At 73.2% G+C, this 17,006-nt stretch carries 14 protein-coding genes; 7 read left to right on the plus strand and 7 right to left on the minus strand.

What is annotated here, in order from left to right; translation table 11 throughout:
* Positions 1-27: 27 nt before the first annotated feature.
* Positions 28-480 (minus strand): hypothetical protein, encoded by a 453-nt coding sequence (locus tag ACFWP3_RS30330; protein WP_384227325.1) that lies wholly within the window; start codon positions 478-480, stop codon positions 28-30.
* A 398-nt stretch (positions 481-878) separates the two neighbouring features.
* Here ACFWP3_RS30330 and ACFWP3_RS30335 point away from each other — a divergent pair, with 398 nt between their 5' ends.
* The 4 genes from ACFWP3_RS30335 to ACFWP3_RS30350 are packed head-to-tail and all read left to right on the plus strand — an operon-like array spanning position 879 to position 5,121.
* Complete coding sequence (locus ACFWP3_RS30335; RefSeq protein WP_384227327.1) at positions 879-3,629, plus strand: nitrate- and nitrite sensing domain-containing protein; 2,751 nt, start codon at positions 879-881, stop codon at positions 3,627-3,629.
* Positions 3,626-4,063, plus strand: a complete 438-nt coding sequence (locus ACFWP3_RS30340) for a roadblock/LC7 domain-containing protein (RefSeq protein ID WP_384227328.1) — start codon at positions 3,626-3,628, stop codon at positions 4,061-4,063. Before ACFWP3_RS30335 ends, ACFWP3_RS30340 begins: the two co-directional genes overlap by 4 nt.
* Positions 4,064-4,073: 10 nt before the next feature.
* On the plus strand, positions 4,074-4,514 hold the full coding sequence (locus tag ACFWP3_RS30345; protein ID WP_384227330.1) for a DUF742 domain-containing protein: 441 nt from the start codon (positions 4,074-4,076) through the stop codon (positions 4,512-4,514).
* Positions 4,495-5,121: an ATP/GTP-binding protein gene (locus tag ACFWP3_RS30350; RefSeq protein ID WP_384227331.1), complete on the plus strand. Its 627-nt coding sequence runs from the start codon at positions 4,495-4,497 to the stop codon at positions 5,119-5,121. Before ACFWP3_RS30345 ends, ACFWP3_RS30350 begins: the two co-directional genes overlap by 20 nt.
* 157 nt (positions 5,122-5,278) lie before the next feature.
* Here ACFWP3_RS30350 and ACFWP3_RS30355 read toward each other — a convergent pair whose 3' ends face one another.
* The 3 genes from ACFWP3_RS30355 to ACFWP3_RS30365 form a co-directional block, all read right to left on the minus strand.
* Positions 5,279-6,469 carry a lipid-transfer protein gene (locus ACFWP3_RS30355; protein WP_384227333.1) on the minus strand — a complete coding sequence of 397 codons (1,191 nt, stop codon included), beginning with the start codon at positions 6,467-6,469 and terminating at the stop codon, positions 5,279-5,281.
* Positions 6,466-6,927 (minus strand): Zn-ribbon domain-containing OB-fold protein, encoded by a 462-nt coding sequence (locus ACFWP3_RS30360; protein WP_384227335.1) that lies wholly within the window; start codon positions 6,925-6,927, stop codon positions 6,466-6,468. The genes ACFWP3_RS30355 and ACFWP3_RS30360 overlap by 4 nt, the downstream gene beginning before the upstream one ends.
* A 61-nt stretch (positions 6,928-6,988) precedes the next feature.
* Positions 6,989-7,327, minus strand: a complete 339-nt coding sequence (locus ACFWP3_RS30365) for an Mpo1-like protein (protein WP_384227337.1) — start codon at positions 7,325-7,327, stop codon at positions 6,989-6,991.
* Positions 7,328-7,429: 102 nt separating this feature from the next.
* Between ACFWP3_RS30365 and ACFWP3_RS30370 the strand changes: the two genes are divergently transcribed.
* On the plus strand, positions 7,430-7,939 hold the full coding sequence (locus ACFWP3_RS30370; protein WP_384227339.1) for an NUDIX domain-containing protein: 510 nt from the start codon (positions 7,430-7,432) through the stop codon (positions 7,937-7,939).
* A 450-nt stretch (positions 7,940-8,389) separates the two neighbouring features.
* On the opposite strand, the gene ACFWP3_RS30375 is transcribed toward ACFWP3_RS30370, so the two are convergent.
* Entirely contained in the window at positions 8,390-10,882 is a 2,493-nt protein-coding gene (locus ACFWP3_RS30375) for a glycoside hydrolase family 31 protein (protein WP_384227341.1), read from the minus strand.
* A 312-nt stretch (positions 10,883-11,194) separates the two neighbouring features.
* On the opposite strand from ACFWP3_RS30375, the gene ACFWP3_RS30380 reads away from it, so the two are divergent.
* Both ACFWP3_RS30380 and ACFWP3_RS30385 read left to right on the plus strand, forming a co-directional pair.
* The gene (locus tag ACFWP3_RS30380; protein WP_384227343.1) at positions 11,195-13,171 is read left to right on the plus strand and encodes an acetoacetate--CoA ligase; all 1,977 of its coding nucleotides are present in this window, start codon (positions 11,195-11,197) and stop codon (positions 13,169-13,171) included.
* Between the two features lie 63 nt (positions 13,172-13,234).
* The gene (locus tag ACFWP3_RS30385; RefSeq protein WP_384227346.1) at positions 13,235-14,224 is read left to right on the plus strand and encodes a hypothetical protein; all 990 of its coding nucleotides are present in this window, start codon (positions 13,235-13,237) and stop codon (positions 14,222-14,224) included.
* Positions 14,225-14,333: 109 nt separating this feature from the next.
* Here ACFWP3_RS30385 and ptsP read toward each other — a convergent pair whose 3' ends face one another.
* The gene (gene ptsP / locus ACFWP3_RS30390; protein WP_384227348.1) at positions 14,334-16,004 is read right to left on the minus strand and encodes a phosphoenolpyruvate--protein phosphotransferase; all 1,671 of its coding nucleotides are present in this window, start codon (positions 16,002-16,004) and stop codon (positions 14,334-14,336) included.
* A 75-nt stretch (positions 16,005-16,079) separates the two neighbouring features.
* Positions 16,080-16,529, minus strand: coding sequence for a PTS glucose transporter subunit IIA (locus ACFWP3_RS30395; RefSeq protein WP_362310161.1), 450 nt, complete (start codon positions 16,527-16,529; stop codon positions 16,080-16,082).
* Positions 16,530-17,006 lie beyond the last annotated feature (477 nt).

Below are 17,006 nucleotides of genomic sequence, written 5' to 3' on the forward strand. Positions count from 1 at the left end.
GGCTCCCGCCCCGGCGCGGTAAGCCCCTCAGCGGCGGCCGAAGGCCGCGAGGGGGCCGTCCTCGCGGGATATTCGGGCCGGGGCCGCCTTCCGCTCCGCACGGGCGGCCTTGGCGGCCTGGCGCTCCTCGCGGCGGCGGTCGCGCGCCGTGCTGCTCGGCTCCGACACCACCCCGTACCGCTGGTTCCACATCTGCCGGGTGATCCACACGTCCAGCACGCCCCACGTGGCCACGACCGTCGCCGCGATCGCGCCCAGCGCCATCGGGAAGGCCAGCCAGGACCCGGTGATCGTGAGGAAGAAGCCGATGGTCGCCTGTATGAGGGTCACGGACACGATCAGCACCGCCCGCACCGCGGACGCCCGCACCGGATCGGGCATCCGGCGCCGCCGGGCCGGCTCCTCCACCCACAGCCCGCGCCGGCTCCCGGACGCGCCGCGCCCGCCCGCGCCGTCCCCGCCGTCCTCGTACCTGCTCATGGTCCGCTCACTCCCCACCGCGCGGTCCGCAACGCCTACTCCACACGTCTACCCCGACGCGTCCCCCTGAAGAGAAGACGTACGGCGCCGTCCGGAGATTCCCGCATCGCGGAACGGTCCACCCGCCCCCGTGATCGCGGAACGAATACTTCCAGCCATCCATCCCAGTACGGGAACTGACGCCCCACCAAGTGTCATGTGCCACATATCGGGCTGCTCCTGACCGGAATTATCGGACAACTCGTGATCTTCGTCCAGAGGCCCGGCCGAAAACGTCCGGACACGCCTTCGAACCCGCTGCGCGGCAGTAGTAGGCTCACGCCGGTTTAAACGACGGAAGACCGACGGAACACCGACCCCCCGACATCGGGGATGAGCTGGGGGAGGCTGGGGAGGCCATGCGCTTTCGCGGAAAGTCCATCCGCCGGAAGATCGTCGCGTTGCTCCTTGTGCCGCTCGTATCCCTGACCGCGCTGTGGTCCTTCGCGACGGTCATCACGGGGCGGGAGGCGGTCCAACTCCTCGACGTCGCCTACGTCATCGACAAGGTCGGCTACCCGATCGAGGACGTCGTCCGCGTCATCCAGAAGGAACGCCGCCAGACCCTCGTCGTCGTCGGCGACCCCCGCGCCTCCGCGGCCACCGCCGAACTCGCCAAGCGCCGCGCCGCCACCGACGAAGCCGTCGAGCAGATCAGCGCGAACGCCCGCGACCCCGAGGTCGTCGAGCAGCTGAGCCCCGAGAACGCCCAGCGCCTGCGCTCCATCCTCGGCGCGTTCCACGGCATCAGCGCCCTGCGCCGCTCGGTCGACCAGAACACCCTCGACCCCAGCCAGGCACTGGACCTGTACAGCCGGCTGATCGACCCCTGCTACGAGTTCCTCATGAACCTCCACGCGCTGGAGAACGTCGAGATGGACAAGCAGGGCCGCGCCCTCGTCGGCATCACCCGCGCCCGGGAGACCCTCTCCCGCGAGGACGCCGTCGTCGCCTCCGCCCTCGCCGCCCGCAACGTCAGCGCCGCCGACATCCGGCACGTCTCCGACTTCGTGGCCAACCGCGGACTGCTGTACGAGTTCAACCTGGCGATCCTCCCGGACGCCGACCGCCAGCGCTTCGAGCAGTACTGGGGCGGCCCCGACAGCAAGGTGCTGCGCGACGCGGAGGAACGGTTCCTCGGAGGCGGCCCGGGCAAGAACCCCCGCGTCACCGCCGCCCAGTGGGACGAGGCCGCGGGCAAGGTCCTCGACGAGCTCGCCGTCATGGGCACCGACGCCGGCGACCGCTACCAGAAGCGCGTCGAGCCCGTCGCCATGGAGGTGCTGGTCCAGGCCGCCGTCGCCGGCGTCCTCGGCTTCATCGCCCTCGTCGTCTCCCTGATCCTCTCCGTGCGCATCGGCCGCGACCTGATCCGCGACCTCTCCCGGCTCCGCAAGGAGGCCCACGAGGTCTCCGGCGTCCGCCTCCCGAGCGTGATGCGCCGCCTCGCCGCGGGCGAGCACGTGGACGTGGAGACCGAGGCGCCCCGCCTGGAGTACGAGAAGGACGAGGTCGGCCAGGTCGGCCTGGCCCTCAACACCCTCCAGCGCGCCGCCGTCGAAGCCGCCGTGAAGCAGGCCGAACTCCGCCGCGGCGTCTCCGAGGTCTTCGTCAACCTGGCCCGCCGCAACCAGGTGCTCCTGCACCGCCAGTTGACCCTCCTCGACACCATGGAGCGCCGCACCGAGGACACCGAGGAGCTCGCCGACCTCTTCCGCCTCGACCACATGACCACCCGCATGCGCCGCCACGCCGAAGGCCTGGTGATCCTCTCCGGCGCCGCCCCCTCCCGCCAGTGGCGCAAGCCCGTCCAGCTGATGGACGTCGTACGGGCCGCCGTCGCCGAGGTCGAGGACTACGAGCGCATCGAGGTGCGCCGGCTGCCGCGCCTGGGCATCGCCGGCCCCGCCGTCGCCGACATCACCCACCTCGTCGCCGAACTCCTCGAGAACGCCACCGTGTTCTCGCCGCCGCACACCGCGGTCCAGGTGCACGGCGAACGCGTCGCCAACGGCTTCACCCTGGAGATCCACGACCGCGGCCTCGGCATGAACCCCGAGGCGCTCCTCGACGCGAACCTCCGCCTCGCCGAGACCCCCGAGTTCGAACTCTCCGACACCGACCGCCTCGGCCTGTTCGTCGTCAGCCGCCTCGCGCAGCGCCACAGCGTCAAGGTCGTCCTCCAGCCCAGCCCGTACGGAGGCACCACCGCGGTCGTCTTCATCCCGGTGGCCCTGCTGACCGAGGCCCCCGAGACCAGCGGCACCGGCATCCGGCTGGACGACGGCCCGGCGTCCAGGGCCGGCGGGCGGACCGCCTCGATCCCCTCCGCCCGGTCCGCGACCGCCGTCGAGCGGGCGGCCCCCGCCGGCTCCGGCCGCTCGCTGCCCGTCGCCGAACTGCGCGGCCCCGTCGAGCTGGAGCCCCCGATCGACGTCCTCGGCCTGGACGCGGTGGACGGCCTCGACGAGGACCCGGCCGTCCTGGACGGCGTCGGCGCCCGGCCCGTCATGGCCACGCTCGACGACGAGACCCCGCCCAACGGCACCCCGCGCAGCGCCCTGCTGGGCCTGCGCCCGGCGGACAAGCCGCACACCGAGCGCCACCGCGACAGGGACCGGCCCACCGGCCCGGTCCGGCTCGACACCCAGCGGGTGGAGGCCCCCCGTTCCGACGGCCCCCGCTCGCCGGGAGCCGTACCGCTGCCGCGCCGCCGCCCCGCTCCGACCCTGGTCGCCGAGCACGGCCGCCGCGTCGAGCCCCGCCCGGTGTCCGTCGTGCCGCAGCCCGGCCCCGCCCGCGCACCCTCGCCCGCCGCCGCGCCCGCGCCCGCCTCGGGAGAGGCGCCGGCCGGGTCCGCGCTGCCCCGCCGGGTCCGCCAGGCCAGCCTCGCACCGCAGCTCAAGAACAACGCGGCCGCCGCCCCCGACAACGCCGCCACCGCCCCCCTTCGGGACCGCGACGCGGAGGACGTCCGCGCGCGCATGTCCGCACTCCAGCGCGGCTGGACGGCGGGCCGCAACCAGCACGCCCAGCAGCAGTCCGAGACCGGGGCAGGCACCCCCGCCGCCACCGGTCCCGCGAACGAGAACGAAGGGGACGGTCGATGACCGCACCGCAGACCGGCAACGACACCAGGGGCCGCGGCTCCGGCCCGCTCAACTGGCTCCTCGACGAGCTCGTCGACAAGGTCGGCTCCATCCGCAAGGCCGTGGTCCTCTCGGGCGACGGCCTGCCCACCGGCAGCTCCAAGGACCTGACCCGCGAGGACAGCGAGCACCTGGCGGCGGTCGCCTCCGGCTTCCACAGCCTCGCCAAGGGAGTCGGCCGGCACTTCGATTCCGGCCGGGTCCGCCAGACCGTCGTCGAGCTCGACGAGGCCTTCCTGTTCGTGATGGCCGCCGGCGACGGCAGCTGCCTGGCCGTGCTCGCCGACGCCGAATCCGACGTCGGCCAGGTCGCGTACGAGATGACCCTGATGGTCAAGCGGGTGGGCGACCACCTGGCCACCGCCCCGCGCACCGGGCTGCCAGCCGGAGGGTGAGACGTACGGCATGAGCGATCCAGGCCAGGACCATCCCGCCCGCAACCCGGCCGGGGAGCCCGACCCGACCACCGACCACGCGCACTGGTTCGACGACGACGCGGGTCCGGTCGTGCGCCCGTACGCGATGACCCGCGGCCGGACCAGCCACGCGGGTCAGCACCGGCTGGACCTGATCGCGCTCGTGGTCGCCGAACCGGCCGCCGACGACCCGGTCTGGGACATGACCCTGTCGCCCGAGCACGCCCACATCCTGGGCATGTGCCGCGACCGGCCGCAGTCGGTCGCCGAACTCGCGGCGGACCTGGACCTCGCCGTCGGCGTCGTGCGCGTCCTGATCGGGGACCTGGCCGACGACCAACTGGTCCACGTGACCCGGCCGGTACCACCGGCCGAACTGCCCGACGAATCCATTCTGCGTGAGGTGATCGATGGCCTTCGGGCGCTCTAGCCGCACCGGTGCCATGCATGCCGTGTCACCGGTCGAGCCGCTGACCCTGAAGATCCTGGTCGCGGGCGGCTTCGGGGTGGGCAAGACCACCCTCGTCAGTGCGGTAAGCGAGATCAAACCCCTGCGGACCGAGGAACTGCTCTCGGAGCCCGGCGTCGGCATCGACGACACCGGGGGAGTGGAGGGGAAGAGCACCACGACCGTGGCCATGGACTTCGGGCGCATCACGCTGCGCGAGGACCTGGTCCTGTACCTGTTTGGCACCCCCGGCCAGGACCGGTTCTGGTTCCTGTGGGACGAGCTGGCCCAGGGCTCGCTCGGCGCGGTGGTCCTCGCGGACACCCGCCGCCTCGCCGACTGCTTCGCGGCCGTCGACTACTTCGAACGCCGCGAGATCCCGTTCGTCGTCGCGGTCAACTGCTTCGACGGCGCGGACCGGCACCCCGTGGTGACCGTACGGGAGGCACTCGACCTCGATCCCGGGGTGCCGGTGCTGCTGTGCGACGCGCGGGACCGGGAGTCCGTGAAGGACGTACTCGTCGGTGTCGTCGAGCACGCGATGTCCCTGGCCCGGGCACGGCGCCGGAGCCTGACAGCGGGGTCCTGACAGCGAGGCGGCCCGTACCCCCGCCGACTGGGGTACGGGCCGCAGCTCTCATGGGGGGATCCGGAGACCCGGGCGCCGCACGGGACTGTGGAGCGAGTGTGAACCCGCCACCGGGGGCCGTCAAGCGTTCCGGCAACACCCGCCTTCCGCGGGCCGATCAGCGCACCGCGGCCACGGCCGATCCGTGGCCGAACAGCCCCTGGTTCGCGGTGATCCCGGCCCGTGCCCCCGGCACCTGCCGCTCCCCGGCCGTACCGCGCAGCTGCCAGGTCAGCTCGCACACCTGGGCGATGGCCTGCGCCGGCACCGCCTCCCCGAACGAGGCCAGCCCGCCGCTCGCGTTGACGGGGATCCGCCCGCCGAGCGCCGTCGCCCCCTCCCGCACGAGCTTCGCGCCCTCGCCCTCCGCGCAGAGCCCGATGTCCTCGTACCACTCCAGCTCCAGGGCGGTGGACAGGTCGTACACCTCGGCGAGCGAGAGGTCGTCCGGACCGAGCCCCGCCTCCTCGTACGCGGCCCGCGCGATCGAAGCGCGGAAGGAGCCGGCCGCGGGCCGCACGGCCACCGCCGAATCGGTGGCGATGTCCGGCAGGTCCAGCACCGTCCGCGGATAGGTGGGGGTCACCGTCGAGACCGCCCGGATCCGCACCGGGTCGGTGATCCCGCGCGAGCGCGCGAAGTCCATGCTGGTGAGCACCAGGGCCGCGCCCCCGTCGGAGGTGGCGCAGATGTCGAGCAGCCGGAGCGGATCGGCGACGACCGCCGAGGCGGCCACCTCCTCGGCGGAGACGGCCTTGCGGTAGCGGGCGTTCGGGTTGAGCGTCCCGGCCGCCGCGTTCTTCACCTTGACCTGGGCGAAGTCCTCCGGGGTGTCCCCGTACACGGCCATCCGGCGGCGCGCGTACAGGGCGAAGTACGCCGGGTTCGTGGCGCCCAGCACGCGGAAGCGCAGCCAGTCCGGATCGTCGGGCCGGTCCCCTCCCGCCGGGGCGAAGAACCCCTTGGGCGCGGCGTCCGCGCCCACCACGAGCACCACGTCGGCCAGCCCGGCCAGGATCTGCGCCCGGGCCGTGCCGATCGCCTGAGCGCCGGACGCGCAGGCCGCGTACACGCTGGTCACCCGCGCTCCCTGCCAGCCGAGGGCCCGGGCGAAGGTGGCACCGGCCACGTAGCCGGGGTATCCGGAGCGCACGGTGTCGGCGCCGACGATCGACCCCACGTCCGTCCAGTCCAGCCCGGCGTCCGCCAGCGCGGCCCGGGCGGCGGCCCGCCCGTACTCGACGAAGCTGCGGCCCCACTTGCCCCACGGGTGCATCCCGGCCCCGAGGACGGCGATGTCGGCACTCACGCGTTCCCTCCCACCGGCTTGAACTGCCAGGTGGTCCAGGCGGTTTCGGTGTCCGCGTCCTCGTTCAGCACGCCGCCCACCACCTCGACCTCCATCCCGACCGCGAGGTCGCCCACCCCCACGCCCGGCACCGCCTGCCCGAGCACCACCATCCCCTCGGCCTCCAGCTCCACCGCGACCAGGGTGTACGGCTCCCAGGGCTCGGCCGGGTCGGACACGTACGGCGCGGGCGGGCGGTAGCGCCCGTCGGTGTAGGACCAGACCCGCCCGCGCGGGGACAGCGGCGCCTCGGCGAGCTCCCCGCCGCCCGGGCACCGCGGATTGCGGCAGTACGCGTCCTCGCGCGGGAAGAACACCGCGGTGCACGCCGAGCACCGGGTGCCGAGCAGCCGGAAGCCGCCGTCCGCGGCGGATTCGGTGAACCACCCGCTCACGACGGGTGTACGTGTGAGTGCCAAGACCCCTCCCATGCAGAAACCTGACGCATCGTCAGGAGTGTGTCACGGGTGGGCGGCCGGGTCACCGGTTCTCGGCGAGCCACTTCCCGGCGATCTCGGCCAGCTCGGCGTCCCGCCCGGCCAGCATCATCCGGATCATCTGCGCGTCCCCGCGCAGGGACCAGGCGGGATGGCCGAAGGTGGCCGGGTTGTTCCCCTCGATGAGGAAGTGCGCCGGCCACGCGGTCCCGTACCCGATCAGCGGCAGCGCGGCGAGGTACCGCTTCCGGCCGCGCGCCACCCCGTAGGCGGTGACGGCCAGACCGGTGAGCGTCCCGGCGAGATGGACCCAGCGGGTGGCGGCGCGGGAGTGCATGGCGACGTAGTACGGCCAGAACTCCTCGTACGAACGGAAAGTCATGCCGGCACGGTACCCACGCCCAACCGGAGCCGACACCCACCCCACCGCCCAACACCCCCTACCCAAGCTGCCTTTGCCCACTCCTTGCCATACCATCGCGGCATGTCGGCACAGCTGAGGGACTCGCACTGCTCCACCTGCGGAGCCCCCTACTCCGCCCGCACCTGGCCCCGCACCTGCGCCGCCTGCGGGGCGATCGCCTACCGCAACCCGCTCCCGGTGGCCGTCGCCCTCCTCCCGGTCGAGGACGTGGACGGCACCGGCCTCGTGGTCATCACCCGCACCATCGAACCGGCGCTCGGCGGCACCGCCCTGCCCGGCGGCTTCATCGACTTCGGCGAGGACTGGCGCGAGGCGGTCGTCCGCGAACTCCGCGAGGAGACCGGCATCACCGCCCCCGCATCGGAGGTCACCCTGGCCGACGCCCTGAGCTCCCCGGGCGGCCACCTCCTCCTCTTCGGCCTCCTCCCCACCCGCCAGGCCGCCACCCTCCCCGCCTCGGCCCCGACGAACGAAACCACGGGCTGGCACATCCTCCACACCCCCACGGACCTGGCCTTCCCCCTCCACACCCAGGCAGCCAACACCTGGTTCACGGGCCGCTACACCTGATCCAGAATCACTGCCCTCAGTCACAGAACTCCAGCACCGGCAATTTCCAGCCCCGCCGGCGCTCGAGGCGCGGAGCCCCGTTCTTGAAGCCGCACGGGCTCACCCGGCCGGGCCACCCTCGCAGCCGCCGACTGGCAAATCCAGCCCCGCCGGCGTTTGAGGCGCGGGGCCCGGGGCGGAGCCCCGTTCTTGTAGCCGCACGGGCCCACCCGGCCGGGCCACCCTCGCAGCCGCCGACCGGCATTCCAGCCTCGCCTGGGGGCCCCTCCCAGCGGTAGCTGGGGGAGTTTGAGGCGCGGGGCCGGGGGCGGAGCCCCGTTCCTGAAGCCGCACGGGCCCACTCAGCCGGGCCACCTCTGCAGCCGCCGACCGGCATTCCAGCCCCGCCGGCGTTTGAGGCGCGGGGCCCGGGGCGGAGCCCCGATCTTGTAGCCGCGCCCACCCACCCGCCTAAACCCCCCGAACCACCACACCCCCCACCACATCCCCCGCCTCATCCGCCACCACAACCTCATCCCCGGCCCACCGCGAGGTGTACCGCTCGACCGTCCCCGCCTCGAACCCCGCCCCCGGGTCCCGGATCACCACCCCGCCGCCCGTACGCCCCCGCGCCGGCGCCCAGACCTCCAACCGCACACCCCCACCGGAGCCAGAGCCCGAGCCCGAGCCCGAGCCAGAGCCCGAGCCCGAGCCCGAGCCCGAGCCGAATCCAGAGCCCGAGCCGGAGGCGAAGCCGGCGTCCCGCACCGGAATCACCGCCCCCGCCCGCGCCAGCACCGGGATCCGCCCCGCCGGAGCGTCCAGCAGGATCTGCCCCGGCCCCTCGTACGCCTCGCCCGTGGCGGTGTCGTACCACCGCCCCCGCGGCAGCCGCACCGCCCGCCGGTCCGCCCCGCACTCCAGCACCGGCGCGACCAGCAGCGCGTCGCCCAGCAGGAACGCGTCCTCGCAGTCCCGCAGCCGCCGCTCCTCCGGCGTCCCCCACCACACCGGCCGTACGTACGGCGCCCCGGTCCGCCGCGCCAGGTGCGCCAGCGTCACGAAGTACGGCCGCAGCCGCTCCCGCTCCGCCATCACCTCCCGCGCGTGCGCCTCCACCTCGGCCCCGAACTCCCACGGCTCCCGCCGCCCCGCCCAGATCGCCGAGTGCGTCCGGAACAGCGGCAGATAGGCCCCCAGTTGCAGCCACCGCAGGTACAGCTCCGGTGACGGGGACCCGCCGAAGCCCCCGACGTCCGGCCCCGAGTACGGCACCCCGCACAGCCCCAGCCCCAGCACCAGCGCCAGCGAGGCCCGCAGCCCCTCCCAGCTGGTCTCCACGTCCCCCGACCACGTGCCCCCGTACCTCTGCATCCCCGCCCACCCCGACCGGGAGAACAGGAACGGCCGCTCCTCGGGCCGCAGCCGGACCAGCCCCTCCCAGCCGGCCCGCGCCATCCCCAGCGCGTACACGTTGTGCCCGGCCCGGTGGTCCCCGCCCGCGCCGTCCATGCAGTGCCGTGCCGAGCGCGGCAGCGTCATGTCGCCGAACGGGACGAAGGCCACCGGCTCGTTCATGTCGTGCCAGAAACCGGCGAAGCCCTGCGCGAGCCGCTCCTCGTACAGCCCGCCCCACCACTCCCGCACCGCCGGATCCGTGAAGTCCGGGTACGCGCACTCACCCGGCCACACCTCGCCCCGCACCTCCGCACCCTCCGCGTCCCGTACGAACGCACCCCGCGCCCCCACCGCGAGCCCGGCCGTGTGCACGGGGTCGCCCGCCTTCACCGCCGGATCGACGATCGAGACCAGCCGCACCCCCTGCTCGCCCAACTCCCGCGCCATCCCCGGCAGATCCGGGAACCGCTCCCGGTTCACGGTGAACACCCGGTGCCCGTCGTAGTGGTCGATGTCCAGGTGCACGGCCGACAGCGCGAACCCGCGCTCCGCATAGCCCCCGACCACCCGGCGCACCTCCTCCGCGCTCCCGAACCCCCACCGCGCGTGCTGGTACCCCAGCGCCCACTCCGGCGGCACCGCCGCCGCGCCCGTCAGCCCCGACCAGCCCTGGAGCACCCGCGCCGGCGTCCCCACCAGCACCCAGCACCTCAGCGGCCCGCCCTCCATGCGCAGTTCGCTGACCCCCGGCCGGTCCACCCCCGATCCGGCGCCCTCCTCGCCCTCCCGCAACACCACCCGGCCGTCCCACGAGTTGTCGTGGAACACCAGGTGCGTCCCGGCGTCCGCCACCACCAGCTGCACCGGCATGGTCAGGTACAGCGGATCGTCACCCGACCCGAACCCGCCCTTCGGATCGGTGTTCCACAGCCGGTACACCCCGTCCCGCAGCCGCGGCCCCGCCGCCCGCCCGCCCAGCCCGAAGAACCGTGCGTCCGCAGCCACTTCGCTCCGCAGGAACCACCGGGCCCCGCCCCCCGGCACATCCCCGCCCGCGGCCCCGTCCCTGTCCCCGTCCCCGACCCCGTCCGGCTCTTCGGCGGACACCGGCTCCCACCAGCGCGGCGGCAGCTCCCGCCGCAGCACCGTCCCGCCCGGCGTGCGCACCTCCACCGCCCCGTGCCGGGACACCGCCACCGTCACCCGCTCCGACACCACCCGCCAGCCGCCCCCGGTGTCCGGCTCCAGCACGGCCCGCGGATCCGGCTCCGGCCCCGTACCCACCACCGCGTACGAGGGCCCGGGCCCGGCCCCGTCCCATCCCCAGAACACCGCCCCGCCCACGGTGACCCGCACCAGCAGCTCCGAGCGGGCGAACCGCAGCACGCCACCGCCCGGCCGCGGCTCCGTACCCGTCAGCAGCCCCGGCACCCGGGCCCGCTCCGTGCCCCGCCGCGGCAGCCCCACCGCGTCCGCCCGCCGGTGGCGCCACGCCGAGAGCCAGGCCCGCCGTCCGCGCTCCGTACCGATGTCCTTGACCGCACGCACCAGATCACGACCGTTCATGGAGATCACCTTGCCACCGGCCCCCGAGCGAAGGTGTTGCGTTCAACTGCCGTTCACCCATGGGTGACCACCAGCGCCCGGCCCCCGCCCCGCCCCGGCCCCGCCCACGCCCCACCCCGGTCCCCGCCCCGTGCGACCGCGGCCGACTGGCGGCCGCCCACATGCCGCCGCCCCCGTGAGCGGTGATGACGACTCTGGTGCGGATGTCGATCACATGGCATCGTCCCTGTGAGCCGCCGCGCACCCACCCCCCGCGCGATGGCACCGTACGCACACGAAGCGCGAGCCGCAGACTTGACCGGGAGCCGACCCATGACCTCAGCCACGCAGCCGGAACCCCTCTGGGCCCCCGGCCCCGACCGGATCGCCGCGGCCCGGATCACCGCCTTCCAGGCCTGGGCGGCCGAGCGCTTCGGCGCCCCGGCCGACGGCGGCTACCCCGCCCTGCACAGCTGGTCCGTCGACGAGCTCGACACCTTCTGGCAGGCCGTCGCCGAATGGTTCGACGTCCGCTTCACCACCCCTTACACGTCCGTGCTCGCCGACCGCTCCATGCCCGGCGCCAGCTGGTTCGCCGGAGCCACCCTCAACTACGCCGAGCACGCCCTGCGCGCCGCGGAGGACCCGGCCCGCGCCGACGACCCCGCCCTGCTGTACGTCGACGAGACCCATGAGCCCACCCCCGTCACCTGGGCGGCCCTCCGCCGCCAGGTCGGCTCCCTCGCCGCAGAGCTGCGCGCCCTCGGCGTACGGCCCGGCGACCGGGTCAGCGGCTACCTCCCCAACATCCCCGAGGCCGTCACCGCCCTCCTCGCCACCGCCGCCGTCGGCGGCGTCTGGACCTCCTGCGCCCCCGACTTCGGCGCCCGCAGCGTCCTCGACCGCTTCCAGCAGGTCGAACCGGTCGTCCTGTTCACCGTCGACGGCTACCGCTACGGCGGCAAGGAGCACGACCGCCGCGACACCGTCGCCGAGCTCCGCGCCGAGCTGCCCTGCCTGCGCGCCGTCGTCCACATCCCGCTCCTCGGCACCCCGGCCCCCGAGGGCACCCTCACCTGGTCGGACCTGACCTCCGCCGACACCGAGCCGGTCTTCGAGGCCGTCTCCTTCGACCACCCCCTGTGGGTCCTGTACTCCTCCGGTACGACCGGCCTGCCCAAGGCCATCGTCCAGTCCCAGGGCGGCATCCTCCTCGAGCACCTGAAGCAGCTCGGCCTGCACTGCGACCTCGGCCCCGAGGACCGGTTCTTCTGGTACACCTCCACCGGCTGGATGATGTGGAACTTCCTCGTCTCCGGCCTGCTCACCGGCACCACCGTCGTCCTCTACGACGGCAGCCCCGGCTACCCCGACACGGGCGCCCAGTGGCGGATCGCCGAGCGGACGAAGGCCACCCTGTACGGCACGTCCGCCGCGTACGTGATGGCCTGCGGCAAGGCCGAGGTCCACCCCTCGCGCGACTTCGACCTGTCCTCCGTGAAGTGCGTGGCGACCACCGGCTCCCCGCTCCCGCCCGACGGCTTCCGCTGGCTGCACGACGAGGTGGCCGAGGACCTCTGGATCGCCTCCGTCAGCGGCGGCACCGATGTGTGCAGCTGCTTCGCCGGCGCCGTCCCCACCCTCCCCGTCCACATCGGCGAGCTCCAGGCCGCCTGCCTCGGCACGGACCTCCAGGCATGGGACCCGTCCGGCAAGGCCGTCATCGGCGAGGTCGGCGAGCTCGTCGTCACCAACCCCATGCCGTCCATGCCGGTCCGCTTCTGGAACGACCCGGACGGCAGCCGCTACCGCGAGAGCTACTTCGAGATGTTCCCGGGCGTCTGGCGCCACGGGGACTGGATCACGATCACCGACCACGGCTCGGTGGTCATCCACGGCCGCTCCGACTCCACCCTCAACCGCCAGGGCGTCCGCATGGGCTCCGCGGACATCTACGAGGCCGTCGAGCGCCTCCCCGAGATCAAGGAATCCCTGGTCATCGGCCTGGAGGAGCCGAACGGCGGCTACTGGATGCCGCTCTTCGTCCACCTCGTCCCCGGCGCCGTCCTCGACGACGACCTCCGCGCCCGCATCAAGGCGACGATCCGCGAGGAACTCTCCCCGCGCCACGTCCCCGACGAGGTCATCGAGGTCCCGGGCATCCCGCACACCCTCACCGGCAAGCGCATCGAGGTCCCGGTCAAGCGGCTCCTCCAGGGCGCGCCCCTGGCCAAGGCCGTGAACCCGGGCTCCGTCGACAACCTCGACCTCCTCCACTTCTACGAGGAGCTGGCCCGCACCCGCGGCTGAGCCCGCTGTCAGTGGCCGTGATTACTCTGAGTGAGCAAGTGATCGCGCCACGCAGGGGGAGCCATGCCACCGAGGAACAGCACCAGGAACAGCACCAACACCACCGGGAACACCACCGGTACCGGCAGGACGAAGGCCGGACCGAACGCCGCCGCGACCACGCGGACCGCCGGCACCGATCGGCGCCGCAGGCTGCGCCGCGAGGTCCCCAGCACCGTCGGGCTCCTGACCGACGCCGGGGACTTCGCGGCCATGCGCGACTACCGCAGCTTCGTCTTCGACCACCACGACGAATACCCCGACTACCTCCACCACGTGGACGCCCTGCTCCGCTCCCTCGCGGCCCAGGGCATCCACACCACGGTCGCCCTCTTCGACCCCGAGGCGTACGCCGAGTTCTGCGCGGAGAACGGCCTCGACCCCGACACCGCCGAGACCCGCACCCGCTTCACCGCGGACCTCGCGGGCAACGGCGCCGGCCTGCCCTATGCGGGCCAGCCCATCGAGGAACTCGTCCCCCTGCTCGTGGACGAGGCCGTCCGCCAGGCCACCTGGGAGTACGCCACCGTCGTCCTCGCCGAAGCCGGCACCTGCGCCGACTGCGGCGAGGACATCGGCCACGCCTCCTTCGAGCGCGCCGCCGCCGCGCTCCGACGGCTGATGGCGGGAGCCGGCCCCGGCCGGCACCACCTCGTGTGCAGCGTCCCGACCGAGGCGGAACAACTCGTCGCCGTCCTCCACGCCGAGACCGGCACCGACCCCGAGGCGCCGCCCCGGATCGAGGGCCGCGACGGCCTCGACTTCGTCACCGTCCTCGCCGCCGGACTCGCCCTCGGCGGATCCGGCGGGCTGGTCCTGCGGACCACCACCGAGGACCACCGGGACCGGGTCCACGGCTGGCGGCTCGACCGCGGCCGCCTCACCGTGCTCTCGGCCGCGGCCGTGTTCAACGCGTACTGCACGGACGCCGACACCGGAGAACCCGTAGCCCCCGAACCGGGCGTCGAGTACTGCCCCGGCTACGAGGTGGACGGCCCGGGCCCGCACCGCTGAGAACCGAAGCCGCGCAAGAGGGGAGGACGAGGACCGGACCAACGGCCGAGGGGCCCTCGCCACCGGCGAAGGCCCCTCGATCCCGCGATCTCCCGATCGCATACACCGGCTACTCGCCGGACAGCACCGCCTGGGCGGCCACCCGGGCCTCCTCGGCGCTGTCGCACGCGCGCGCCGCGGCAGCGGCCCGCTCGCACTGGGCGAGGGTGTACTTGGCGAGCGTCGCCCGCACGTAGGGAATGGACGCGGCACCCATCGACAGCGAGGTGACGCCCAGACCCGTGAGCACACAGGCGAGCAGCGGGTCGGAGGCGGCCTCGCCACAGACGCCACAGCTCTTGCCCTCGGCCTTCGCGGCCTCCGCCGACATGGCGATCAGGTCGAGCAGAGCCGGCTGCCACGGGTCCTGGAGCCGCGACACCGCACCGACCTGGCGGTCGGCGGCGAAGGCGTACTGCGCCAGGTCATTGGTACCCAGCGACAGGAACTCGACCTCCTGGAGGATCGAGCGGGCCCGCAGCGCGGCGGACGGGATCTCCACCATCGCGCCGAACTTCGCCTGGAGACCCGCCTCGCGGCAGGCGTCCGCGAACGCCTTGGCGTCGGTGCGGTCGGCCACCATCGGGGCCATGACCTCGAGGTAGACCGGCAGCCCCTCGGCGGCCTTGGCCAGCGCGGTCAGCTGCGTGCGCAGTACGTCCGGGTGGTCCAGCAGCGAACGCAGACCGCGGACACCCAGGGCCGGGTTCGGCTCGTCGGCCGGGGTCAGGAAGTCCAGCGGCTTGTCGGCGCCGGCGTCGAGCACGCGCACGACGACACGACCCTCGGGGAAGGCCTCGAGCACCTTGCGGTACGACTCGATCTGCTTCTCCTCGGACGGAGCCCGCTTGCTGTCGTCCAGGAACAGGAACTCGGTGCGGAACAGGCCCACACCCTCGGCCCCGGCCTCGACGGCAGCCGGCACGTCCGCCGGCCCGCCGACGTTCGCCAGCAGCGGCACCTTGTGACCGTCGGAGGTCGCACCCGGACCGGAGGAAGCGGCCAGCGCCGCCTTCCGCTCGGCGGCCGCGGCCTCCAGCTCGGCCCGCTTCTCGTCGCTCGGCTCGACGAACAGGTCGCCGGTGCTGCCGTCGACGGCGATGACCGTGCCCTCGGCGATCTCACCGGCGCCGGGCAGCGCCACGATCGCCGGTACGCCCAGGGCCCGCGCGAGGATCGCGCTGTGGCTGGTCGGGCCGCCTTCCTCGGTGACGAAGCCGAGGACGAGCGCCGGGTCGAGGAGAGCGGTGTCGGCGGGAGCGAGGTCCCGAGCGATCAGCACGTACGGCTCGTCACTGTCGGGCACACCCGGCATCGGCACGCCGAGCAGGCGCGCCACGATGCGGTTGCGCACGTCGTCCAGGTCGGCCACCCGGCCGGCCATGTACTCGCCGGCCCCCGCGAGCAGGTCGCGGTAGGCGGCGAACGCGTCGTAGATACCGCGCTCGGCGGTGCTGCCGACGGCGATCCGCCGGTCGACGTCCGCCATCAGCTCGGGGTCCGTGGCGATCATCGCCTGGGCCTCGAGCACGTGCTGAGCCTCGCCACCGGCCAGCTGGCCGCGCGCGATCAGGTCGGCCGACACGGCTTCCACGGCCTTGCGGGCGCGCCCCTGTTCGCGCTCCGCCTCAGCCGCGGTGATCTGCTTGGCCGGCGGCTCGAGGACCGCCGTACCCATGTGCCGGACCTCGCCGATCGCCACACCGTGGCTCACGCCGACGCCTCGCAGCGTTGTCTCCATTTCACCCGTCTCCGATTGAGCGGCGGGCCCTGCCGCCGCGGTGGATGTCCGACTCGCCTGTGAAGGCGGACAAGGTCACTTCCAGCTGAAGAGGACCTCTTCGGCCTTCACGTCCCCGGACTCGACGACATCGGAGAGGGACTCCGCGGACGCCTCCAGTGCCACGATGGGGCAGACCGGCGACTTGCCGGCTTCCTCGACGGCCTTCGGGTTCCAGCGGATGACGGCCTGGCCGCGGCTCACGGTGTCGCCCTTGTTGACGAGGAGCTCGAAGCCCTCGCCGTTGAGCTGAACGGTGTCGATCCCCAGGTGCGTGAGCACACCGTGGCCTTCGCCGTCGACTACGACGTACGCGTGCGGGTGCAGGGAGACGACCACACCATCTACGGGGGACACCGCCTCCGAGGGCTCGCGCACGGGATCAATAGCGGTGCCCGGTCCCACCATGGCGCCGGAGAACACCGGATCGGGCACTGCCGCGAGTCCGATGGCGCGCCCGGCAAGTGGGGACGTCACGCTGGTCATGGGGGCCTCCCAGGGGTGGAGCTTCTCAGTGTCGCCGTCACTACCTGTCGCGAACGGCGTACTCTTCAGAAGGATAAGTCACGAGATGTTCGGGTTCGCCCGATGTTGGTCCTGTCCGGACTGGCCCTTCGGCACGGAGACTAGTGGACTAGACCGGTGGACTAGACCATACGCCTGAATCGATTTGCTTGGGCACCACAGGGCCTGTACTGTCGTGACTCCCGCCACGGCGCTTCGTGTGAACTTCTCGCGAACGTTGGATGGACGGGACTCCTCCACTTCCAGCGTCGATCTTGAACTCGATTACTTCCCGCATGCCCTTATGGCAAAACGGCGAGTGGTCAGAGAGACGGGAAAACGCTGCTAGGGTCGGAATCGCTGAAAAGGGAAAGCGCGAAAGCGCAGGACCTGGAAAGCACCGAGGAAGTCGGGCCCGAAAGAGTCTGATAGAGTCGGAAACGCAAGAACAGAACGAAA

It is taken from the genome of Streptomyces sp. NPDC058525 (assembly GCF_042719495.1).
GTDB lineage: Bacteria > Actinomycetota > Actinomycetes > Streptomycetales > Streptomycetaceae > Streptomyces.